At 52.2% G+C, this 22,054-nt stretch carries 20 protein-coding genes and 1 tRNA gene; 7 read left to right on the forward strand and 14 right to left on the reverse strand.

The features are described 5' to 3' along the window. Positions 1-260: 260 nt before the first annotated feature. From rpoD to ACFSW8_RS03370, 10 genes are all read right to left on the reverse strand, one after another. Positions 261-2,171 carry an RNA polymerase sigma factor RpoD gene (gene rpoD, locus ACFSW8_RS03325; RefSeq protein WP_377090143.1) on the reverse strand — a complete coding sequence of 637 codons (1,911 nt, stop codon included), beginning with the start codon at positions 2,169-2,171 and terminating at the stop codon, positions 261-263. A 229-nt stretch (positions 2,172-2,400) separates the two neighbouring features. Next, entirely contained in the window at positions 2,401-3,675 is a 1,275-nt protein-coding gene (gene murA, locus ACFSW8_RS03330) for a UDP-N-acetylglucosamine 1-carboxyvinyltransferase (protein WP_377090144.1), read from the reverse strand. Between the two features lie 98 nt (positions 3,676-3,773). Next, positions 3,774-4,622: a peptide chain release factor N(5)-glutamine methyltransferase gene (gene prmC, locus ACFSW8_RS03335; protein WP_377090145.1), complete on the reverse strand. Its 849-nt coding sequence runs from the start codon at positions 4,620-4,622 to the stop codon at positions 3,774-3,776. A 22-nt stretch (positions 4,623-4,644) separates the two neighbouring features. Further along, entirely contained in the window at positions 4,645-5,721 is a 1,077-nt protein-coding gene (gene prfA, locus ACFSW8_RS03340) for a peptide chain release factor 1 (RefSeq protein ID WP_377090146.1), read from the reverse strand. 116 nt (positions 5,722-5,837) lie between these two features. Next, positions 5,838-6,416, reverse strand: a complete 579-nt coding sequence (locus ACFSW8_RS03345) for a hypothetical protein (RefSeq protein ID WP_377090148.1) — start codon at positions 6,414-6,416, stop codon at positions 5,838-5,840. 153 nt (positions 6,417-6,569) lie between these two features. Then, the gene (locus ACFSW8_RS03350; protein ID WP_377090149.1) at positions 6,570-8,042 is read right to left on the reverse strand and encodes an aspartate ammonia-lyase; all 1,473 of its coding nucleotides are present in this window, start codon (positions 8,040-8,042) and stop codon (positions 6,570-6,572) included. Between the two features lie 16 nt (positions 8,043-8,058). Next, positions 8,059-9,390, reverse strand: a complete 1,332-nt coding sequence (locus ACFSW8_RS03355) for an anaerobic C4-dicarboxylate transporter family protein (RefSeq protein WP_377090150.1) — start codon at positions 9,388-9,390, stop codon at positions 8,059-8,061. Between the two features lie 133 nt (positions 9,391-9,523). Then, the gene (locus ACFSW8_RS03360) at positions 9,524-10,576 is read right to left on the reverse strand and encodes a type II asparaginase (protein ID WP_377090151.1); all 1,053 of its coding nucleotides are present in this window, start codon (positions 10,574-10,576) and stop codon (positions 9,524-9,526) included. A 424-nt stretch (positions 10,577-11,000) separates the two neighbouring features. After that, positions 11,001-11,074, reverse strand: a tRNA-Gln gene (locus ACFSW8_RS03365). Positions 11,075-11,464: 390 nt separating this feature from the next. Next, complete coding sequence (locus tag ACFSW8_RS03370; protein WP_377177426.1) at positions 11,465-12,529, reverse strand: 3-deoxy-7-phosphoheptulonate synthase; 1,065 nt, start codon at positions 12,527-12,529, stop codon at positions 11,465-11,467. Between the two features lie 146 nt (positions 12,530-12,675). Here ACFSW8_RS03370 and ACFSW8_RS03375 point away from each other — a divergent pair, with 146 nt between their 5' ends. Beyond that, complete coding sequence (locus ACFSW8_RS03375) at positions 12,676-13,356, forward strand: lipoyl protein ligase domain-containing protein (RefSeq protein WP_377090156.1); 681 nt, start codon at positions 12,676-12,678, stop codon at positions 13,354-13,356. Between the two features lie 11 nt (positions 13,357-13,367). On the opposite strand, the gene ACFSW8_RS03380 is transcribed toward ACFSW8_RS03375, so the two are convergent. Then, positions 13,368-14,018: an FHA domain-containing protein gene (locus ACFSW8_RS03380; protein WP_377177428.1), complete on the reverse strand. Its 651-nt coding sequence runs from the start codon at positions 14,016-14,018 to the stop codon at positions 13,368-13,370. 154 nt (positions 14,019-14,172) lie between these two features. On the opposite strand from ACFSW8_RS03380, the gene ACFSW8_RS03385 reads away from it, so the two are divergent. Next, a complete protein-coding gene (locus ACFSW8_RS03385; RefSeq protein WP_377177430.1) occupies positions 14,173-14,913 on the forward strand; it encodes an endonuclease/exonuclease/phosphatase family protein in 741 nt (246 codons plus the stop codon). A 50-nt stretch (positions 14,914-14,963) separates the two neighbouring features. Here the strand turns inward: ACFSW8_RS03385 and modF are convergent, their stop codons facing one another. Further along, positions 14,964-16,376 carry a molybdate ABC transporter ATP-binding protein ModF gene (gene modF, locus ACFSW8_RS03390; RefSeq protein WP_377177432.1) on the reverse strand — a complete coding sequence of 471 codons (1,413 nt, stop codon included), beginning with the start codon at positions 16,374-16,376 and terminating at the stop codon, positions 14,964-14,966. A 71-nt stretch (positions 16,377-16,447) separates the two neighbouring features. Here modF and ilvY point away from each other — a divergent pair, with 71 nt between their 5' ends. The 3 genes from ilvY to ACFSW8_RS03405 all read left to right on the forward strand — a co-directional run bounded on the left by ilvY (position 16,448) and on the right by ACFSW8_RS03405 (position 19,525). Then, entirely contained in the window at positions 16,448-17,326 is an 879-nt protein-coding gene (gene ilvY / locus ACFSW8_RS03395; protein ID WP_377090159.1) for an HTH-type transcriptional activator IlvY, read from the forward strand. A 72-nt stretch (positions 17,327-17,398) separates the two neighbouring features. Further along, a complete protein-coding gene (locus tag ACFSW8_RS03400; RefSeq protein ID WP_377177434.1) occupies positions 17,399-18,136 on the forward strand; it encodes an HAD family hydrolase in 738 nt (245 codons plus the stop codon). Positions 18,137-18,304: 168 nt separating this feature from the next. Continuing rightward, positions 18,305-19,525 carry a porin gene (locus tag ACFSW8_RS03405; RefSeq protein ID WP_377177436.1) on the forward strand — a complete coding sequence of 407 codons (1,221 nt, stop codon included), beginning with the start codon at positions 18,305-18,307 and terminating at the stop codon, positions 19,523-19,525. A 105-nt stretch (positions 19,526-19,630) separates the two neighbouring features. Here the strand turns inward: ACFSW8_RS03405 and moaC are convergent, their stop codons facing one another. Further along, a complete protein-coding gene (gene moaC / locus ACFSW8_RS03410; protein WP_377090162.1) occupies positions 19,631-20,107 on the reverse strand; it encodes a cyclic pyranopterin monophosphate synthase MoaC in 477 nt (158 codons plus the stop codon). A gap of 107 nt (positions 20,108-20,214) precedes the next feature. On the opposite strand from moaC, the gene ACFSW8_RS03415 reads away from it, so the two are divergent. Both ACFSW8_RS03415 and fdhD read left to right on the forward strand, forming a co-directional pair. Then, a complete protein-coding gene (locus ACFSW8_RS03415) occupies positions 20,215-20,724 on the forward strand; it encodes an MOSC domain-containing protein (RefSeq protein ID WP_377090164.1) in 510 nt (169 codons plus the stop codon). Further along, positions 20,708-21,502, forward strand: a complete 795-nt coding sequence (gene fdhD, locus ACFSW8_RS03420; protein ID WP_377090165.1) for a formate dehydrogenase accessory sulfurtransferase FdhD — start codon at positions 20,708-20,710, stop codon at positions 21,500-21,502. Before ACFSW8_RS03415 ends, fdhD begins: the two co-directional genes overlap by 17 nt. 65 nt (positions 21,503-21,567) lie before the next feature. Here the strand turns inward: fdhD and ACFSW8_RS03425 are convergent, their stop codons facing one another. After that, the gene (locus ACFSW8_RS03425) at positions 21,568-22,050 is read right to left on the reverse strand and encodes a hypothetical protein (protein WP_377090166.1); all 483 of its coding nucleotides are present in this window, start codon (positions 22,048-22,050) and stop codon (positions 21,568-21,570) included. Positions 22,051-22,054: the final 4 nt, after the last annotated feature.

Below are 22,054 nucleotides of genomic sequence, written 5' to 3' on the forward strand. Positions count from 1 at the left end.
CCTTCTCTCGACACGGAATAGAGGAATCGAGTGTGGTTGAGTCTTGTGAAGTTTGCGCTTCGCGATTTTAGAGTAAATCGGATTATCTTGTATAATGCCATCGTTGTCATTCAGTTGTGATGACCAGCGTTGGAGCATAGCGCATCACGGTGCGCAGAAATTGGGGAGAGCTGCTGATAATTGATGGCGGCTAGAAAATGAAAAAAGCGCTTCGGGTGAATCGAAGCGCTTTTGTTTTGAGATGGTATTTGTAGTTAGAACTACATGTTAGGAAGTTCGATGAAGCCTTCCAGTTTGCGGATACGGGTCGGGTGGCGCATCTTACGGAGGGCTTTGGCCTCGATCTGACGGATACGTTCACGGGTTACCTGGAACTGGCGACCAACCTCTTCAAGGGTGCGGCTGTAGCCATCCTTGAGGCCGAAGCGTTGTTCGAGGACTTCACGTTCACGCTCGGTGAGGGTGTCGAGGACGTCGACGATTTTCTCTTTGAGCATTGCGAAGCCAGCTTCTTCCATTGGGTTTTCAGCGGCTTTATCTTCGATGAAGTCACCGAAGGATGTGTCATCTGAGTCACCGACGGGAGCCTGGAGTGAGATTGGCTGTTGGGCCATCTTAAGGACTGCGCGCACACGTTCGACGGGAAGGTGAATTTCCTCGGCGATTTCGTCTGGGGTAGGTTCACGGCCGTATTCCTGCACCAGTTGTTTCTGAACGCGCATCAACTTGTTGATGGTTTCGATCATGTGCACTGGGATACGGATGGTACGTGCTTGGTCGGCAATTGAGCGAGTGATGGCCTGGCGGATCCACCAAGTAGCGTAGGTGGAGAATTTGTAGCCACGGCGGTACTCGAACTTTTCGACAGCCTTCATGAGACCCATATTTCCTTCTTGGATGAGGTCGAGGAAGGAAAGTCCACGGTTTGTGTACTTTTTAGCGATTGAGATAACGAGTCGGAGGTTAGCTTCCACCATTTCGGTTTTGGCCTTGTAGGCCATTTTCATCCAATGACGGAGGTCTTTGTTGTTTTGTGCGAAGCCGTCTGTGGTGTGCCACGAGAGTTGTTGTGCTTCACGGATTTTGGTTTCAAATTCCTTATCGTCTGGGTGGGCTTGGAGTTTACGCGTGTATTTCCAGAATTTCTTTTGGTACTCCTCGACTTCTTCGCAGAAGTCTTCGACTACTTTTTGTTTGTAGTAGAAGCGCTGATAGAGTTTCGCGATGACGGTGAGTTGTTTCTCGAGTTCTCCTTCGAGTTTTGCGACGCCGCGTGGGTTCTTGGCGTTGAGTTTACGGAAGATATCGTCGGTTTCTTCGTGGCACTGGCGGAGTTGATCGCAGAGCTTCGGAAGTGTTTTCATGTAGCGTTCACGCGACTCAATTTTCTTATCGAGGATGACGCGGTCGAAGCGTTCTTTACCTTTGATGAGTTTGTCGGCGAGGTCGAGGTAGGACTCGGTGACGAAGCCGAAGCGGTGGAGGTATTTCTGGACGGTGAGTTCAGCATCCTCGATGCGCTTGGAGATTTCTACCTCTTGCTCACGTGTGAGGAGTGGGACTTGGCCCATTTGTTTGAGGTACATGCGAACTGGGTCATCGAGAATGTCGAGTTTCTGTTCTGACTTAGGTTCGTCATCGGCACCACCTTCACGTTTCTTATCGCGATAGCGGTCTACTTCTGAGGCATCGATGATATCGAATTCCATGGAGCGAAGGCGCTCGAGGATGGCTTCGACGTCTGCTTGTTCGACGAGGTCGTTAGGCAGGATTTCATTGATGTCGTCGTAGGTGAGATATTCTTGTTCTTTAGCGAGCTTAATGAGTTCACGCACCTTCTCTTGGATTTCAGGAGTATCGATGCGATTCTTGGGAGTCTTTTTGGCGCGCTTGGCCTTGGCTTCAGCCTCGGCTTCTAGGAGGGCTTGCAGTTTTGACTTTGGTTCATCTGAAGATGATTCGGCCGTTACTGTCTTGGCAGACTTTTTAGCTGCGGTTTTCTTGGCAGCAGTCTTTTTCGCGGCTGTTTTTTTGGCGGCGGTCTTTTTGGCTGCTGTCTTCTTAGCTGCAGATTTTTTGGCGGCAGTTTTCTTAGCTGCTGCCTTCTTTACGGCAGACTTTTTAGCTGCTGTTTTTGTTGCGGTTTTCTTCGCTACTTTTTTTGATGCCATGATTAGCTAGTGGTGAGCTGGATGAGTAACGCGTGCACACGTCACCCGTAGGATTTGTCAACATGCTAGTGCGTGCGACAGACTTGGAATCTCCGTCACTGATAGAGATTCGTCAAGGCATTTCGAGGATTGCCCTACACTTTTACAGGGCAAAATCTTTCTCAAATTTTCGAAGAAATTTGTTAACGTGACTTAGCTGTTTGATCTTAAGCGATGTATGTCGAGCTGGTTACGCTTGGACACGTTCGACGTGGGCGCCGAGTGTGAGCAATTTCTCATCGATATGTTCGTAGCCGCGGTCGATATGATAGAGTCGGTTGATCTCGGTGGAGCCATTGGCTGTGAGAGCGGAGAGGACGAGGGCGGCGGAGGCGCGGAGGTCGGAAGCCATGACGGGAGCGGCGGAGAGTTGTTTGACGCCTTCGATGACAGCAGTGCCATTATCGACTTTGATGCTGGCTCCCATGCGGCTCATTTCGGCGCAATGCATGAAGCGTTGGGGGAAGATGGTATCTTCGATCACTGAGATGCCATCGGTGACCGCGAAGAGCGAGGAGAACTGAGCTTGCATGTCGGTGGGGAAACCAGGGTGGGGGGCGGTGGTGATTTTAGCACCTTTTGGATTCTCGCCAGGTGAGACGGTGACGGAGGTGCCGGCTTCGTTGAACTCGACATTGTGGCCGGCCTCGATGAGTTTCTCGGTGACTGGGATGAGGTGGTCACGGCAGATGCGGTGGAGGGTGATACCTTCTTTACCGGCGGCCATTGCACCGGCGACCATGAATGTGCCGGCTTCGATACGGTCTGGGATGATGGTGTGTTCGACGCCGTGGAGGCGTTCGACGCCTTCGATGGTGATGCGGCGGGTGCCGGCGCCTTCTATTTTAGCGCCCATGCCGATAAGAAAGTTAGCGAGGTCGACAACTTCTGGTTCAGCGGCTGCGGATTCGATGATGGTGGTGCCTTTTGCGAGGACGGCGGCCATCATGAGGTTGTCGGTGCCGAGGACGGTGGGGCCTTGTTTCCCGCGGAGGTCAACTTCTGCACCAACGAGACCGTTAGGGGTGGTCATGTCCATGTTGCCACCTTCCATATCGATCTCTGTGCCGATGGCGCGGAGTCCTTTGAGGTGGAGATCGACTGGGCGGTCACCGATCACGCAGCCGCCGGGGAGTGAGACGCGAGCTTTACCGAGACGGGCGAGGAGTGGGCCCATGACGCAGATGGAGGCGCGCATTTTTCTGACGAGCTCGTAGGGGGCGTCGTGGCTGATATTTTTAGAATTGATGCGCACGGTGCCGCTTGAGCGTTCCACTTGGGCGCCGAGTGCGGAGAGAATCTGGATCATGTAGTTGGTGTCCGAGACATCGGGCACGCGACGGATGATCACATCTTCATCTGTGAGGAGGGCTGCTGCAAGAATGGGGAGGGAGGCATTTTTTGCGCCGGAAATATTAACTGAGCCGCTGAGTGTGTGGCCGCCGTGAACAATGAGTTTATCCATAGTGAAAGTGATTAGGTCGGTGTTAGGTCGCTCTGGATAGCTGTGTGAATTGAGTGATGGGGTGTTTTAAGCTCTGTGCTAGAGTGCTGTGAGGTTGATTAGCTGAGCCATTGGGCGGTGGGGAATCTGTAGATGCCGGAGAGATCTGGATGGGTTTTGATATTGCTGAATCCTGCCTGTTGGAGGAGTGCTTCGACTTGAGTGTGTTGGTGGATACCAATTTCTAGTGCGATGTGTCCACCCTCATTCATGTATGTAGGGGCTTGTTGGAGGAATTGTTTGATAAGGTCGAGGCCGTCTGGGCCGGAAAAGAGGGCGAGGTCGGGGTCGTGTTGGAGCTCAGCAGCGAGTGATGGGCGGTCGACTTCTGGCACGTATGGGAGGTTAGCAACGATGAGATCATACTTTTGCTCGTTGAGTGCGGAGAAGAGTGATGACTCTATCAAGCTGGCATTTTCGACACCGAGTGAGGTGGTGTTTTTGGTAGCGAGTTCGAGTGCATCGGGTGAGACGTCTGCGAGAGTGGCTTGGGATTGTGGGCCGTATTCGAGTGCGAGTGTGAGGCCGATGACTCCGGTGCCGGTCCCCATGTCGAGTAGGGTGGCGGGAGGGGTTGGACGGAGTTGTTTGAGAATGATCTCGCAGAGTTCTTCGGTCTCAGGGCGGGGAATGAGGGCGCGTTTGTCTGAGTAGAAGTCGCGACGGTAGAACTCGACTGTTCCGAGGAGGTGCTGGAGGGGTTCGCGGTTGCCTCGGCGCTTGAGGAGCTCGCGCAGTGGGGCGAGCTCCGCTTCATCGATTGGTTGGTCGAAGCGTGTGTAGAGCTGGATTTTTGAGCAATTTAGCACATGGCAGAGCAAGAGCTGCATGTTGCGGCGTGCGTCATCGACCCCTTTTTTTTCCAGCCACTGGGTGCCGGAATCGAGTGTTTCGAGAATGGTTTTCAACGGCTTTATTGGCGCTGATGGATTATTCCATGCCTGCGTCAGCGAGGCGGTGTTCCATTTCCTTCTTTTGGAGGTTCTCGGTGAATTCTTGGATTTGGCCGTTCATGATTCCCTCAATGTTATGGGATGTGTGACCGATTCGGTGGTCGGTGACACGGGACTGAGGGAAGTTATAGGTACGGATTTTTTCAGAGCGATCGCCTGATCCGATGAGTGACTTGCGCTGTGCGGAGTATTTTTCGGCTTCTTCGCGGACTTTGGCTTCGAAGAGCTTGGTACGGAGGATCTCGAGACCTTTCTCACGGTTTTGGGTCTGTGAGCGACCGTCTTGGCACTTTACCTGGAGGCCAGTGGGAAGGTGGGTAATTTGGACTGCGGAGTCGGTGGTGTTGACGTGCTGTCCGCCTGGACCACCTGAGCGAGTTGCTTGGATGTGGAGGTCTTCAGGTTTGATCTGGACGTCGACTTCGTCGGCTTCGGGCATGACGGCGACTGTGCAGGTAGAGGTGTGGATACGTCCCTGGGTTTCGGTGGCAGGCACGCGTTGGACACGGTGGACGCCTGACTCGTATTTGAGGTAACGGAAAACTTCTTCTCCAGTGACTTTGAGGACGACTTCTTTGAAGCCGCCGACTTCTGAGGGTGAGGATTCGAGGTGCTCGACTTTCCAGCCGCGTTCTTCGGCGTGGCGTTCGTACATGCGCATGATTTCACCCGCGAAGAGGGACGCTTCGTCGCCACCGGCACCGGCACGGATTTCCACGAGTGCATCGCGGTCTTCTGTTTCATCGCGAGGGAGAAGGGCGTATTGGACCTTTTCGGAGAGATCTTCGATGGTGGCTTCAAGTTCTGGGATTTCCATCTCTGCGAGTTCAGCCATTTCAGGGTCGTCTTCTTTAGCGAGCTCTTGGTTTTCGATGAGGTTGGTTTTAGCCGACTCGAGGGTCTCCCACATCTCTAGCAACTCTTTGAGACGACGGTGTTCACGCATGGTTTCTGAAGCCTTCTTTTGGTCAGAAAACAGGTCTGGGTCAGTGATAAGTTTTTCCACTTCGGCGAAGCGTTCGCGTCTTTTCTCAATGAGAGAGGCATAATCCATGGCGGGAGACTCTCTTTAGAATGTGTCAGGTGCAAGTATTTTTCTTACTCAGACAGGGAAATGGATCGACAGTGTGGGGGCTGTCAGAGCGCGCGGGATCTTGGAGGGGGAATCTCTTAGCTCGCCTGCGCGAAATGCTTAGGACGGATGTGCGTTTCTCTTTTCTCAAGAAGTGCCTCCACCCACTGAGAGGCGAGAGACGGAGGCAACCACGCTGGGCGGGATTTTACCTTTTTCCAATCTAGGTAACATTGCTCGCGGTAAACGGTGCCGAGGCGTTTTACAATCCACGTTTCGTATTCAAGCCACCACTCAAGCATCGGTGTCATCGCATCGAGGAGCTCGTCTGGAGCGAGGGCTTGGAGGTCATCGTCCGACCATTCACCGGCGATAAGTTTTTCTTCTGGAAGCCATTTATAGAAGCGGTTCTTTCTACGGATGAAAACAGTTTTGGTCGATTCAGTATAAATCGCAGCACAAGAGCCATAGAGTTCGATTTGAGCTCCATTGCGATTCAGCGTGTAACAGCTGGTGCCTTTAAGCCCCTTGGAAGGAGACTTCACGAAACCGAATGCTTCGAGCTGGTTTCCTTTTGGGTGGAGCACGTCTTTCCCTAGGAAAAACATCTGCTGGTAGAACCCATCAGTGCAGTCTTTAAGGAGGATGCGTAATTTTTTGGTTTCAGGGTCCATCATAAGCCTTCCGTTGCGGGGGTGTGCAGTGGAGGCTACTATGTGCTCAATTTTAACATTTGCAACTAAAATGCATTAGCGTGTTGTTTGCGGTAGTGATAGTGAGGGGGATTGGGTATCGGGGATGAAGAACGTCAGTGGGTAATTTGGAGCAGTTTATTTTTTTGGATATTTCGATTTGTCGAGACCTGTCATGGTGGCTGGATCGAGGATTTTTTTGATTTCTTCCTCGGAGAGGATTTTCTTTTCGCGGATGATTTCGAGGATGCCTTTATCTTGCTCGAGGGCTTCTTTGGCGAGTTCGGTGGCTTTCTCATAACCGACGACAGGGTTGAGGGCAGTGACGATACCGATTGAGCGCTCGATGTGCATGGCGAGGACTTGTTCGTTGATGGTGATGCCGTCGATGCATTTGCTGCGGAAGGTGGAGAGTCCGCTGGTGAGAATTTTTTGGGACTCGAAGACAGAGATGGCGATGAGGGGTTCGAATGCATTGAGCTGGAGGTCGCCATTTTCAGCGGCGAAGGTGACAGCGAGGTCGTTGGCCATCACGCGGAAGCTGATCACGCTCATGAGTTCTGGGATGACTGGGTTGACTTTGCCTGGCATGATAGAGGAGCCGGGTTGTAGGGCTGGGAGGTTGATCTCGTAGAAGCCCGTACGTGGGCCAGAAGCGAGAATGCGTAGGTCGGAAGAGATTTTAGCGAGTTTTACCGAGAGGCTTTTGAGGGCGGAGGAATAGGCTAGGAAGGACTGCATGTCCCAGGTGCCTGCGATCAGGTCGTCGAGCTTGTAGATTTTTTTACCGCTGAGTTCGGCCATATGTTTGACGCATTTTTCGGAGTAGCCCGGGAGGGTGTTGAGGCCGGTGCCAATGGCGGTGGCGCCCATGTTCATGCCGTAGAGATGTTTTTCGGCGGCGACCAGAAGGTCGTGTTCCCATTGCAGTGCGGTGGCGTAGGCGTGAAACTCCTGACCGACAGTCATCGGGACGGCGTCTTGTAATTCGGTGCGGCCCATTTTTAGCACGTCGATGTACTTGTTTCCGAGTGTTCGGAAGGAGGCGATGAGAGCTTCTAGTTCTTTGAGGACTTCGGCGTTGTTGAGGATCATCGCCATCTTGAGTGCTGAGGGGTAGGAGTCGTTGGTAGACTGCGACATGTTGAGGTCATCGTGCGGCTCGACCACGGAGTACTCGCCGATCTTGTGGCCAGATTTGAGCAAGGCGATGTTCGCCATTACTTCATTGGCATTCATGTTGGTTGAGGTGCCGGCGCCGCCTTGGTACATGTCTACTACGAATTGGTCATGGTATTCGCCAGCCATCAGAGCCTTGTAGGCGAGTTCGATCTTGTCGCGCACTTCGGGTTTCATTTTGCCAACATCGGTATTGGCACGGGCTGCAGCGAGTTTGACGATGGCGAAGCCCTTGATGAAGTTCGGGTGCTTGGAGATGAGGTCACCAGAGATGGGGAAGTTTTCCACGGCGCGCATGGTCTGTACTCCGTAGAGGGCGTCGGCAGGGATTTTCTTTTCGCCCAAAAGGTCTTTTTCTATGCGGGGTGGTTCCTTGGCCCAGAGGAAGGAAGTGGAGAGGATGAGGATGGCACTGAGGGTGTTTGTTTTCATGGTTATGGAGTAGTTGTTAGTTGAGTATTTGGTTGATGAGGAGGGCTATTGCGGTAGCTGAGATAGTCACGACGAGGCCGGGGAGCATGAAGCTGTGGTTGAGGAGGTATTTGCCGATATGGGTGGTTTTTGTTTGATCAAAGGAGACGGCGGCGAGGATGGTGCCGTATGTTGGCAAGAAGAAGATTCCGTTGACTGCTGGATAGAGGGCGATGATCAAGGGTGTGGGGATTCCTAAAGCTACAGCAACAGGGACCAGGGTCACAACCGTGGCGGCTTGGCTAAAGAGAAGGACTGAGAGAGCGAAGAGTCCAAGTGCGAAGAGCCATTCTTGGCCCTCAATGAGCTGGGAGATCTCTGAGACGATTACGGTCTCGTTGCCCTCAAAGAAAGATGAACCAAGCCATGAGATTCCTAGAATGGAGAGGACGGCGACAATGCCGCTGCGCATGATAGAGCCGGTGACGGCTTGCTGCGGTTTTGCTTTGAAAGCTAGCATGATGACTGCAGCGATGGCTAACATAATGATCATGATAGCTTCGGCCATGGCGACTTGCTTGGTTACTAATTCGCCGTTCACCACTTCTTGGTACTCGGGGCGTAGTTGGGGGAAGAGGCCGATGATGACCACGAACAAAACGCCTGCGAAAAAGGTAAAGGTTGAGCCACGTGCTTGTTTGAGAGCCTGTCCAGAGAGCACTTCGGCGCCCTCGATATCTTTGAACTTCTCTTCACTGAGAAGTTTTTGATAGGTCGGATCGTCCTTGAGATCGACACCGCGTTTCGAGACGACGAAGGCACCAATCAAGACCGCTAACAAGGTGGAGGGGATGATAATGACCATGACATCTGAAAGCTCGACTTGTCTGCCAGCGAGGGTGCCGACGAGGGCGACGGTGGCGGCGGATATTGGCGAAGCGATTAGGCCAGCGGTGGCGGCGATCACTGAAATAGAGAGGGGGCGCTCGGGGCGGATGCCCGACTTGCGCGAGATTTCCGCAATGACCGGCAAGAGTGCATAGATGACATGCTGGGTGCCTGACATAAAAATTAAGGCGTAGGTCACGAAGGGGGCAACAAAGGTGATGCTTTTGGGGTTCTTGCGCATCACTTTCTCAGCGATATTGACTAAGTAGGTGAGACCTCCCACCGCTTCCATCGAGGATAAGGCGGTGATGACGGCCAGAATCATAAAGAGGACAGTGACCGGTGGTCCTCCCGGGGGGAGGTGAAAGACGAAGGTGAATATGAACAAGCCCAATCCTCCCATGGTTCCCATGCCAATGCCGCCCAATCGGGAGCCAATCAGGATGCAGGTGAGGAGAAGGAGGAGTTCGACCCAAATCATGGGAAACAGTTAGTGAGGGACCGCTGTTAGGAAGTTGACTGGCATGCGTTGGCTTGCTCTCTAGAGATTGTTAGAGCGTGCTGGGGTATGCCCGCCATCAGCTAAGGAGTAGGAGAGTGACGCTTTGGAGTAACTAGTAAGTGAAGAAGTCCTTCTGGATTTCTGCAAGATCGTTGGTTTTGGTTAGAGCGAGCATCAGCAGCACGCGTGCTTTTTGAGCGTTTAGGTCATCAGCAACTACGAACCCGAGGGCTTTGTCATCGACTTCGGCGTCTAAGGTGGTTCGGCCACTGCCGGTGCGGGAAGCGCGCACGATGACGACGCCTTTTTTACGCGCTTCTTTGAGTGCTTCGAGAGCATCTGGATAGATGTTGCCATTACCGACCCCGACGAAGATGAGGCCCTTGGATTTGTTTTCGACAAAGGCATTGATGGCGGTGGCGTCCATATTCGAGTACCCGTAGACGATGTCGACCTTGGGAAGTTTTGTTAGTTCTGAGACATCGAATTCGCTCTCGGTGGTGTGTTTGCGGAGGGTTTTGTGGTAGTAGTAGGGCTTGCCATTGTAGGCGACTCCGATTGGTCCCCAGTTTGGGGCTTTCATGGTGGCGACGTTGGTGGTGTTTGTTTTAGTGAGGTCGCGCACGGCGTAGATGTAGTCGTTTGAAGCGACGAGGACGCCCATGCCTTTGGATTCTGGAGCCGCTGCGGTGATGATCCCATCGAAGAGGTTCTTGGGGCCATCGGCAGAGATGGAAGTGGAGTTTCGCATGGAAGAGACGAGAACGATGGGTTTGTCGCTCTTTACCGTTAGGTTGAGGAAGTAGCCGGTGGCTTCTTTGGTGTCGGTGCCGTGGGTGATGACGATGCCGTCGACATCTTCTTGCTTGAGGAGCTCATTGCAACGTTTCGCGAGGGTGAGCCAGACTTTGTCGTTCATTGCTTGGCTGCCGATGTTGACGACCTGTTCTCCTTTGATGCTGGCGTATTCCTCGGCACCCGGTACTGCGGCGAGGAGGTCTTCGATGGGTAACTGGCCTGCGGTGTATTTGGTGCTGGTGGCGGCATCACTTTTTCCAGCGATTGTCCCGCCAGTGGCTAGAATGACCACATTGGGTTTTTCGGCGAAGAGGGAGGAAGCACTGCAGAAGAGAGCTAACATTATGGAGAGCTTGAAACGTTTCATAAGGGAGTGGGGTTTGGGAGTTATTGGAATTTGAGGGGCATAGAATCTAACAGCCTAACGCGCTCACTACAAGGATGTTTTGCTTTCTGTGCGATCGGTTGCCGTGAGAGGGATTGGTTTTGGTTTACCACGGATTGCACGAATGGGTGGTGGCCATTGGTCGGTGATAGGTTTTTAGGTGAGAAGAGGTAGGGGGGGATTGCTTGAGCGACCTGTGGAGAAGCTGGGTGTCGAGGCTGAGGTGCATGGCTTGGTCTGTTCTTTTTACGAGAAATCCTAGGGGGGCATCCGCATTGCGGATTTAACCTAGGCTGGGATGCTGAGCAGGGTGAATGGGGACTAGGGGGCTTTTTGAACCGTAGGGACCGAGAGGTCTGAAAACAAACAAGCCGCTGAGATGGACTCAGCGGCTTGTTTTGTGAAGTGGTAGGCCTACTAGGACTCGAACCTAGAATGACGGAATCAAAATCCGGAGTGTTACCATTACACCATAGGCCTATCTGTTTGTGTGGTTGCGCCTTTCGCTGTGGTGGGCGGCGGGTGCGGGCGAATGATTACGCTCAGATCCGCATAGATGCAACAAAAAACTGCTACGATATTTTACTTTTTTTGTGTTTTTTGTGGAGTGGTGGTTGGGTGTGGGTGTCTAAGTTTAGGGTAAGCGATTGATGGTGTGTGGTCAACTTGGTGTTTATGGGTGGTGGGCTTGTGTTTTGGGGGCCGGATAGAATTTTGATGAATCTGTTGTGAGTGCTTGGCTAGTGGTGGTTTTTTGGGAGGGATGCGCTGCGATTTCTTTTTGGATTTGCGGTTTTAGGGTAAAAAACAACCCGAGTCGGGCGGTGCCGGCTCGGGTTGGAGGAGAAATGGTGGGGGGCAGTGGGCCGCCTAGAGGCTGCGGCGGTTTTGGACGGCCTTAGCGAGGTGTTCGAGGACATCCTCGGTGGACTGCCAGCCGATGCACTGGTCGGTGATGGATTGGCCGTAGACGAGCTTTGTTGGGTCGTCGCCGAGTTTTTGGGCGCCTTCGACGAGGTTGGACTCGATCATGACAGAAGCGACGGCTTTAGAGCCATTGCTAATTTGTTGGCAGAGATCGTCGATGACGGCTGGTTGGTTACGGAAGTCCTTGCGGGAGTTGCCGTGTGAGGCATCGACCATGAGTTGTTCTGGGAGGCCGGCGTCGGTGAGGCGTTTGGCGCAGGCATCGACGTGTTCTTTCTCGTAGTTGGGGCCTTCTGATGACCCGCGAAGGATGATGTGTCCGGCTTGGTTGCCTGTGGTGGTCACGATAGCGGAGACGCCTTGTTTGGTGACGGAGAGGAAGTGGTGAGAGCCTTGTGCTGCCTTGATGGCATCGAGGGCGATTTGGATGGTGCCGCGGGTGCCATTTTTGAAGCCGATTGGCATGGAGAGTCCGGAGGCGAGTTCGCGGTGGACTTGAGATTCTGTGGTGCGCGCACCGATGGCGCCCCAGGCGATGAGGTCGGCGACGTACTGTGGTGAGATGGCGTCGAGGAACTCGGTAGCTGCGGGCATGCCCATGGTGTTGAGTTCGAGGAGGAGTTCGCGTGCGATGCGGAGGCCACGGTTGATATCGAATGAGCCATCGAGGTGTGGGTCATTGATGAGGCCTTTCCAGCCGACGGTGGTGCGTGGTTTCTCAAAGTAGACACGCATGATGATGCAGAGGTCTTGTTTGTAGCGTTCGGCGAGTGCTTTGAGGCGTTCAGCGTACTCGATAGCGGCGCTGGTGTCGTGGATGGAGCAGGGTCCAACAACGACGAGGAGACGGTCATCATTACCTAAGAGGATGTCTTCGGCTTCTTGTCTGGCCTTAGTGACTGTGTTAGCTGCCTCCTCCGTGATGGGGAGGTAGTAGGAGAGCACTGCTGGCGAGATCAATGGGGAGATGGCCTTGATGCGTAGGTCTTCAGTTTGAGATGGTTTCACGAAGGAGGACTGTGCGTTGATTAGACGAAGATTCAAGCCTTAGTTACGCGAAAGAATCGATGGGTAAAGCTTGGGCGTGAGGTCGGGTGTGCGGTGGTGGATGTGTGGGCTTGACCATTGGGTTTTGGGGTGTAGTGCTGGGGTGAATGGCACTCTTTGAAGAACTTGATGTTTGGATCGATGGTTCAGAACGTTCTGGTCCTGCTCACATGGCCGTGGACGAGCTTTTGCATACCCATGGTTGGGAGCGGCCACTTCTGCGCTTCTACCAATGGAGTGGCGAGGAGGTGAGTTTGGGGTATTTTGAGCGATTGAGTGATGCACAGGCGGCATTTCCCGGCGAGGCCTTGCGCTATGTACGGCGTTGGACGGGCGGTGGTGTGGTAGATCACCGATGTGATGTCACTTACACCATCTGTATTCCAAAGGGGCATGTGGTGGAGCAGATGCGTGGCGATGGCAGTTATGCTGCGATTCACGCGGTTTTAGCCGAGGCTTTGCTGGAACTTGGTGTGGCGTGTGCGCTGACGGATGGGTCACTCGAGACGCGCGAGCGAGCGTGTTTTGGCAATCCAGTGCGGCAAGACATTGTGGATGCCGGGGGGAGGAAGTTGGCAGGGGCTGGGCAGAAGCGCAGCCGGTATGGCATTTTACATCAAGGGAGCGTTCAGGGGGTGAAGGATGTGGCTGGCTGGAGGCAGCTTTTTGCAGCGGCTCTCGCTGATAGAGTTCACAAAAAAGACATCGCCATCGAGAAGATGGGCGATGTCTCAAAGTTAGTTGCCGAGCGCTATGGTGCGGCGGCCTGGACCGAGAAGCGGCCTTAAAACGAAGACCCCTATTCGCTAGGGGTGCTTTCTGTTGGTTGGGCTGGAGCTTCTGTGGGTGCAGGGGGTTTAGAAAGGACGTCTTGGTAATGGCGGATGTAGAAGCCAAGAGCGATCGCTAGAAGGGCGAGCAGGAAGAAGAGAAGGCCGTTCATGCCACCGCTTTTAGCGGCTTTTTTCTGGGTGGACGGGCGGTAGTCGTCTTGTTCTTCCTCGTCGTCATCCCAGTCGTCATCGTCTTCCGGCTCTTCGAGGAAGGCTTCGCTTGCTTCTTCTTTTTCGGGTTCTGGAGCTGGCTTCGATTTTGGTAGGAGCCCTTGTTGTTGGGGGGTGAAGTCTTCTTGGTCTAACTCGGCGAGCTCTTCTTCAGTGAGAGTGAATTCGAGGCTCACATCGTCACCAATTCTGACAGTCAATTGGTCGGTGAGGTCGATGATGCGGAAGCGTGTATCATCGATTTTGATGCCATTGGTGGAGTCGAGGTCTTCGAGGATGAAGCCACCAGAGATGCGTTTCATGACGCAATGGTTAGTGGATGCGGACCCAGCTTCGATGAGGATGTCGTTGTCGCTGCCTCGGCCAATTCGAGTTTCAGCGCGATCTAACTTGAGGCGATACGGCTGAGGGGATTTACCTGGTTCGGTGATAATAATTCTTGGCATGTGATAGCTAGGTGTTCGTTGTTAGGGTAATGACCATAATGTTCCATGAATTGCTGACAACTAAAATCATTCGTTGAAAAATGGCAAAAATGTGGATGGTATAGCGATCATGAGAGACACTACGCAAAGGCTACTGAGAGGTTTCAGCATTCTTATGATTTTTTGTATTTCTCTAGTGGAAGCTAAGGAAATGCGTGTGGGGGCCTACAATATCAAGCACGGCAGGGGGATGGATGGGAAGTTAGATTTGGATAGGCAGGTCAAGGTGATTGAGGGCATGAAGGTTGAGTTGTTAGCTTTACAGGAAGTGGACAAGCATTGTCAGCGCAGTGGCAATGTGGATCAGGCGGCTTACTTTGCGAAAGCGCTGGGTATGCACCATGTGTTTGGCAAGGCTATCCCGCTGGGCAAAGGGGAGTATGGTCAGGCGGTGCTCTCAAAGTATCCGATCGTTTCTAGCAAGGTGCATCGCTTACCGAGTGTGGGGGAAGCGCGGATTATTTTAGAAGTGGTTGTGGAGCATCCGAAATTTGGCCAACTCTCATTTTGTAGTGTGCATTACAGTTTTCGTTCTGAAGAGGAACGATTCCCTCAGGTGATGGCCTTTGAGAAGGTGGTGCGTGGGTATAGGCATCCGGTTATTTTAACAGGGGATTTCAACGCGCGGCCGGAGACGAAGACGATGGCGCACTACAGGAAGGAATGGCAGGTGGTGGAGAAGCGCGGGGATCGTTTGACGAGTCCTGCGGACAAGCCGCGCAGTGAGATTGATTATTGTGTGTTACGGAACTTTGGCGAGGTAGAGGCGGTAACGGAAGTGGTGGCGGAAGCGATGGCCTCTGACCACCGGCCTTTGGTCACCGAGATCCGAAAGGATGCGGGGAGTAAAGAGTGAGGTGTCTCACTGAGGGGGGATCGCTCTGACTCCACATCGCCCAGGTGGGCTTAGGTGAGGGCGGTGGTTTGAATGGTGTAGGGGGAGGACTCTGGTGTGGGATTGGTGGTGGGGATAAAGTTGAGTTCGTGGGTGAGGCAATCGATTCTGTCTTCTGGTTCGTGGGAGATATAAATGAGTTGGGCTGCATTGTGTGCCACGAGTTTTTCGATGAGGTTGATGACGAGGGCTCGGTTCATGGGGTCAAGCCCTTGGCAGGGTTCATCGAGGATGAGGAGGTGTGGGCGTTTTACGAGGGCGCGCGCGATGAGCAGGATGCGTTGCTGGCCGAAGGAGAGTTGGTGGAAGTTGGTATTTTTGTGTTCAGTGAGGCCGAGGTAGTCGAGCCATTCGAGGGTGATTGAGCGATGTTCTGAGGTGGTTGGGCGGTAGACTCCTATGGTATCGAAGAAGCCGGAGAGGATGACTGTTTCGGCGGTGATGGTGATGCGGTGTTGTTGGTGGAGGGTGGTGGACATGAGTCCCATGTGCTGCTTGATGTCCCAGATTGATTCACCAATCCCACGTTTTTTGCCGAATAGATAGATTTCGTTAGAGTAACATTGTGGGTGGTCACCGGAGATGAGGTTGACGAGGGTGGATTTGCCGCAGCCATTGGGACCGCTAACTTTCCAATGTTGCTTGGGGTGGATAGTCCAGTTGAGTTGGTCGAGGATGACTTTGTTGTGGTAGGCGACGCGGATCGAGCGGAGGTCGGCAATTGGTGTGGCAGGATCGGCTTGGTAGGGTGTGTGGTTAGATGGTGGAGGTGGGAGTGTTTTGTGGAGTGTGCTTGGGGTATAGAGTTGTTGGAATTCTAGGGAGTTCTGGATCTGTGATTGGATACCGCTGAGGATGATTTTAGACTGATGGAGGCAGGCGATATGGGTGATGTAGTCGCCCATTTCTGAGAGTCGATTGGTGACGAGGATGATTTGGGTGTCGTGGGCGATCTGTGTGAGGAGGGAGTCGAGGTGTTGGCTGAATGCGTGGTCTAGTCCGTCGAAGGGTTCATCGAGAATGAGGATATCAGGGGATTGGACGAGGGCTCTGGCGAGCATGAGGCGTCTGCGTTCTCCGGTGGAGAGGAGGCGGAAGCCGGTATCGATGAAAGAAGCTAGCTGGAGGGTATCGATCAATGAAGCGGGGACATCGTGGGACGGGCTGAGTTCGGAGATGAGTTCACGGGTGGTTCTACCGTGATCTATTTTGTTGAGCCATTCGCTATCATCTTCGTAGATTTCGCGTTCGAGGAGTGCTTGTTCGTCCTCAAAGGAGACGAGGGAGGCGCGTTCTGAGTATTGGTTTTTCAAGCAACGCGCGAAGGATGATTTACCTGAGCCATTGCCACCGATGATTGCCCAGTGATGGTTGGGGGCGATTTCGAAGTTATCGAAGGTATGTGGTGTGGTGGGGTTCTGCATGGGTGATGGGTGGTGCATGGACGGCAATGTAGGGTTGCTGTGGGTGGGATAATACATATGCTGGTGGAGATTTGAACCACCACGAAATTAAAAATTTTCTAGCCGTCGCTGAGACTTTGCACTTTGGCCGGGCAAGTGAGTTATGTCATTTGAGTCCCTCGGCATTGACGCGAAGCATTCAGCGCTTGGAGTCTGAGCTTGGTCAGGCATTGTTCTTGCGCGACAACCGTCAGGTGCAGCTTACTCTCGCTGGTGAGAAGTTTTATCAATATGCGCAGAAGGCGGTGCGAGATTGGGAGGATATCTGTGAAGATTTAGGTGAGGATGGCGAGGTCGAGGGTGTGGTGTCTCTGTATGCGTCAGTGACGGCGGTCTACAGTATTCTTCCCGACCTTTTAGAGGCGTATCGGGCCTTGTACCCTAAGGTAAGGCTGAACTTGCGGACGGGGGCTGCAGAGGAATCTATTGATAAGTTGTTAGCTGGAGATATTGATATGGCTGTGGCGGCGTTGCCTGACCGGCAATCTGATAGGATTGATTTCCTTCCATTGCTGACGACGCATTTGGTATTTGTGGGACCCAGAGCGGGAGGTCGGGAATATGCGTTTAGTGACATGCATGAACTGGGGCGCTTACCCTTTGTATTAGCTCGCAGTGGTGTGTCTCGTTCGAGGGTGGATCAATTTTTAAGGGGCGTGGGTGCGCATGCGGTTCGGATTACGGAAGTTTCTGGTAATGAGGGGATATTGGCGATGGTGCGCTTGGGGTGTGGAGTGGGAGTTGTGCCAGAGTTAGTGTTAGAGCGCAGCCCATTTCGCGACGACTTAGTAGTGCTGGATGGGGCGCCTCAGTTAGAGCCCTATGTTGTTGGTTTATGCACGACGCGCAAGAATCTGGCGCGTGCGAGTGTGGCGGCGATGTGGCAGTTAGCCCAAGAGAGGGCTCAATAGAAAATCTGCGAGGGATGATTTTTCCTAGCATTTGTGCCTTGCAATCAAGATTTTAGTTGCAAGACTGCGCCGGTGACAGAGGCAAAACCCCATGGCTACGCATTATTTGACTTGGATCAAACTATTGTTCCATGGGACACGCAGCTACTTTTTTGTAACTTCATATTGAAGCGGGAGCGTGTGAGGGTGTTGTACTTGGGGATTTTTGCGCCGATTGCAATATTTGCAAAATTGCTAGGTCCAGAGACGATGAAGCGGGTCTTCTTAAATTATCTAGCAGGCATGGACGCACAAGTGTTAGATAAGTATGCACGTGAGTTTGTGGATCAATTGATCCCAGAGGGATTGTACGCGGAAGTGGTTGAGAGGGTGGAGAAGCACAAAGCTGATGGGGTATTGACGGTATTGAATTCTGCGAGCCCGGAGATTTGGGTGAAGTACATTGCTGAGAAATTGGGCTTTGACCATTATTATGGGACACAAGTGGCAGTGGGCACGAAGGTGAAACTTTTCCCTGATATTATAGGGGTGAATAATAAGGGGGAGGCTAAGATTGGGCGGATGGCTTCGCTTTTTCCGGATGATTGGCAGGAGGGTGATATTTTACCCAACAGCCATGGGTATTCAGACAGCCATGCTGATTTACCAATGTTGATGTTATGTGAGCGCAACACGATGGTTCACCCGACTGAGAAGTTAGAAGTGAAAGGCCAGCAGTTGGGCTGGCAGCTCATGAAGCCGAAGAGGCCGACGCAGACGAAGTTACAGTTTGGATTAGCTTGTGCACGTCAGGCGCTGGGCATCTATTGATAGAGCGAAAGGCTAGAAGTATTGCGATTGTGACAGCATGAAGATGGTTTGTGACAATTCTTACACACAAAATAATTTCCGAAATCCTAAATAAACCCTAAACACAAGCAGCGAAACGAAACAGCGATGGTTCAACGCCTAGCTAATTCGCCTAACGACATTAAAACTATGAATAACAAGGTAGTAACAACAATGATCGGCGCAGCAGCACTTTCAGGTGCGGCATACGCAGGTCCAGCTCCAGTTGTAGCAGAAGAGAAGTCCTGCGGTAGCTGGTGTGACACACTCGAGACCATCGGTACTGTATACAGCAGCAAAGAGAACCCATACATCCAGAAGGTAAAGTTCTTCGGTCGCGCACAGGTTCAGTACGCATACGTTGATGCAAGCGACGTCAATGGCAAGGATTACCACGCAGATTTCGATGAGGTTCGTCGTCTTCGTTTCGGTGGTGAAGTTAAGTTCCTCAACGGCTTCAAGTTGAAAGCAAATGCTAACTTTGAAGACGATGACAAGCCAAGTGGTGGTGAGCGTAAGTTCGGCTACCAGAGCTTCGACCAGGCAAAGCTTTCTTACACGTTCAAGGATTTCCTTGGTCTTGAGAAGTCCAGTGTAACTTATGGTCGTCACAAGGTGGCTCTCGGTATGGAGCAACACACATCTTCTAAGAAGATCAAGACAGTTGAGCGTTCCGGTCTTGCTAACAAGCTTACAGACGGTCGTGGTACTGGTGTGACATTTGGTGCTGAGCGCGGTGCTTGGGAAGGTACACTTGGTTTCTTCTCAACTGACAACTCAGGTGAGCTTCTCACTGGTTGGGACGAGGGTGTAGCATTCTACGCATCTACTGGCTACGGCTTCAGCTGTGGTGACCTTCTTCTTGACTTCATGTACAACGATCAGGACACAAAGACAGCTGATTCAGTACTTTACGATCAGGTTGAGAACTACGAGTGGGCGCTTTCTGCAGCATACATGTTTGATGCAGCTGGTTGGGACTTCGGTTTGAACGCAGTGTACGGTGACAACGGCAAGCAGTCCAAGGCATCACGTGAAGGTTCATTCTACGGTTTCATCGGTCTTGCTACCTACAAGTTCTGGGAAGACAAGCTTGAGCTTGTTGGACGTTACGCATGGCAGGGCGCTTCTAAAGATGAAGGTATCCGTGTTAACAGCCGTTACCTCCGTCGTCTTGAGACAATCTCCTCAGACGGCGACTTCAACGGTGGACGTGGTGACAGCCATCACTCACTCTACGGTGGTCTTAACTGGTACATGTGTGGTGACCGTTCTAAGGTCATGACTGGTATCGAGTACGACAACCTCAGCACTGAGCCTGGTAGCGTTGACGGCCTCACATACTGGCTTGCTTACCGCATGTACTTCTAGGTCTTATGCGGCCTGAGCCGCTAAGCAAAGAAATCTAAAATGCACCACCCGCTGAAGGGTGGTGCATTTTTTTGAATCTAGAGTGGTAGGAGTTAGAGGGGTTGGTTAGGTTGCTTGGAAGTCAGATTTGCCACCTGATTTTGTGAGGAGTCGGGTGTTATTGATAGTGATCGCTTTACTGACGGCTTTGCACATATCGTAGATTGTGAGGGCGGCAGCGGAGGCGCCATTGAGGGCTTCCATTTCGACGCCGGTTCTAGCAGAGGTGCTACAAGTACAATGGATTTGCACTTGGGTGGTATTGAGGGGTGTGATGGAGAACTTGCATTTTTCGAGTGGCAGTGGGTGGCAGAATGGGATGGTTTCGTGGGTGCGTTTGGCTGCCATTGTTCCTGCGATGATAGCAGTCTGGAAGATGGGGCCCTTTTTTGATTGGATGTCGCCGTCTGTGAGTTGTTGGAGGATTTCGGTGCCGAGGGTGACTATGGACTCTGCTGTGGCCTCACGTTTAGTGATGGTTTTGTCGGAGACATCGACCATGCCTGGTTGGTTATTGGAATCGACGTGGGTGAATTCGTTCATAGGTTTATTGTGTGGGTGCTGTGGGCTGTGGGCAATGGTGATTTTTGTTGCTGACGGGATTGTGGGTGTTGCTCGTGATGTGATGTGTGGTAGTCTGCAGCTTGTTTATGAAGGTATCGGTAAAGCACATTTATCTTTCTGAGGATCACAACTACTTTGGGCGTTATGGCAAGGGGTCATTAGACCATGCGATTGTGGAACGTGATGAGATTACTTTACGAGCTGGCAAAGGGATTGAGGGGGATCGATTTTTTGATTTTAAGCCGAACTACAAGGGGCAGATTACATTTTTTGATGCTGGTGTGTATGCGGCATTGCAGGAGGAGTATCCGGGGCTGGCATTTGAGCCCTCTGTTTTTAGGCGTAATGTGGTGGTTTCAGGGGTGGATTTAAACTCACTAATTGGAAAGCGTTTTCGATTGAATGGGGTGGAGTATACGGGATCAGGTGAATGTTCACCGTGTTTTTGGATGGACGAGGCAGTGGCTGAGGGTACGGAAGAGTTTCTGAAGGGAAGAGGTGGTTTGCGTTGTCGTATTTTGAATGATGGTAGTTTGCGTGTTGGGGAGTTTGAATTGGAAGTGTTAGGGGATGTCGGTGATGGCGAGCAGGGCTAGTCAGAAGGAAGTGTGGCGGTATGCAGAGGGGAGTTTCTCCAAGTGTGTGGATAGTTTGAGTGGTGAGGAACCCATTCAAATCACGATTGATGGCCATCCGATAGCGGTGGTGATGCGAACAGCAGGAGATGATGAGGAGTTGGTGACGGGCTTTCTATTGAGCGAGGGGGTGATTCAATCAGTGGATGAGATCACGCGTGTGGATTTAGAAAAGTTGGAAAACAATGCTCTCGTTTTTTTGGAAGACGAGGTGGATTATGCGCATTTCCAGCGTCATTTGTATTCGGCCTCATCGTGTGGGATCTGTGGCAAGGCAAGCATTGAGGCAATAGATAGAAGTTATCCCGAGATCGCGAGAGATGGGGTTATGGTGAGTCCAGATGTTTTGTTAGGCTTGCCCGATAAATTGCGCGATGCGCAGGCGGTGTTTGAGCGCACTGGTGGACTTCATGCGGCGGCCTTGTTTGATGAGGCTGGTGGCTTGTTAGTTATACGAGAGGATGTTGGGCGGCACAACGCGATCGACAAGGTCATTGGTTGGGCAGCGCTATCTGGAGTGGATTTAAGCAAGTGTGTGTTGCAATTGTCTGGACGCGTTTCTTTTGAGGTTATGCAGAAAGCGCGATCTGCAGGGATTGCTATTGTTTCTGCGATTTCTGCGCCGACTGACTTGGCTGTAGAATTTGCCTGTGAGAGTGGGCAGACCTTAATTGGTTTTTTGAGGCCGCCACAATTTAATTGTTACTCGGGTGAGTGGCGGGTGAGGCGAGAAGCATAAACAAACTAGGGCTTCTCAGAACTGTGCGTGGATGTGTTGTTGAGTGGGGGGCTTTGAGGGGGCACTCAGTACTCATAGGCCTTTGGTTTATCGAGAATTTGTTTCACGATGAGTGCCTGTCTTAAGCTATTTTTTTGCTTAAGGTGTTTATGAAGGTAATGGCGTTTTTTGCGCTTTGTGGTGGTCTGTGGTGTGGGGGAGGTGCTGCTTTCGAGACGTTTTTTTCGAGCTCTTTCGATATCTTCGAGTGAATAGCGTGGGCTGGAGCTTGTGGCAGCAGGGATTGGTGGGGGGGATGGTTGAGCGGGGCTGAGTTGTGGAGCTTGCTCTGTTTGAGTTGTTGTTTGTGGGGTAGCTGTTTGTCGCTGTCTAATTTCTTCTCGGTATTGTTCGTAGAGGTCTTCGAGGTGACTTGGGTCTTCGTCGGCCTCTTTTTTTCCGAAGATTTTTTCAAAGAGCCACTTGAGAAAGCTGAATATGATGACAATGGCAAAGAGGATTGCCTGTGCCGGAAATTCAGTTTCTGCAAGTAGCTCAGTGAACATCATTGAA

Source organism: Rubritalea tangerina, assembly GCF_042683245.1.
Lineage (GTDB): Bacteria > Verrucomicrobiota > Verrucomicrobiia > Verrucomicrobiales > Akkermansiaceae > Rubritalea > Rubritalea tangerina.